At 26.7% G+C, this 812-nt stretch carries 1 protein-coding gene; it reads left to right on the top strand.

The features are described from left to right. Positions 1-325: 325 nt before the first annotated feature. Positions 326-812: tetratricopeptide repeat protein (locus tag EZH24_RS12880; protein ID WP_137999431.1), on the top strand; the 487-nt coding region annotated here is incomplete at its 3' end.

Genomic DNA, 812 nt, shown 5'->3' with positions numbered 1-812 from the left:
GTGAAAAAAATAAAGCAATCTCAATGGCAACCGCAATGAAAAAAGACGGAGCGGATATTAATCTAATATCAAAATACACAGGATTAAGTATTGAAGAAATCCGCAAACTCTAAATATACGGCAAAACTTTAACTTGTATAATATTTACAATTTTAAAGTTTATGCTATTTTATCTTTTATAAATTGGTAAAACCGCGCTTGCAATTAATACATAAATACATTATAATAAAAAATAGTGGAATATAGAAGTAAAATATATGTCTTTTTTGATTGTATATAATTGATTTAATATTTAATTGAAAATAAAATAATAAAAGGAGATTAAATGCCAAACGACAATAAAAATGAAAACGATTTACTTTCCATAGGAGAAGCTCATTTTAATAAAGGAGAATACGAAGAGGCTATAAAAGTTCTTTCGGAATTAGTCAAATTAAATCCTAATAATGAAGAAGGTTTAGGTCTTTTAGGAGAATCATATTTTCGTAATGGACAATGTGAGGAAGCCAAAAAAATAGCTTTAAAATTAACTGAATTAAATCCTAATAATTATGATGGCTGGGCTAGTTTAGGAGTGTCATATTTTGAAAACGGAGAATATGATAAAGCAATAGAATATTTATTAAAAGCTGTTGAATTAAATCCTAAAGATTTTGAAGGTTGGGATTGGTTGGGAGCATCGTATTTTGAAAACGGAGATTATGATAAAGCTATAGAATACTTACTAAAAGCTATTGAATTAACCCCTAATGATAATTATGTTTTATATATGTTAGGCTATTGTTATGAAGAAAAAAGACAATATAAAGAGG

The organism is Brachyspira catarrhinii, assembly GCF_005518285.1.
GTDB classification, from domain to species: Bacteria; Spirochaetota; Brachyspiria; order Brachyspirales; family Brachyspiraceae; genus Brachyspira; species Brachyspira catarrhinii.
Note: the sequence above shows the minus strand (reverse complement) of the source record. Positions and strands in the feature narration are given on the sequence as shown.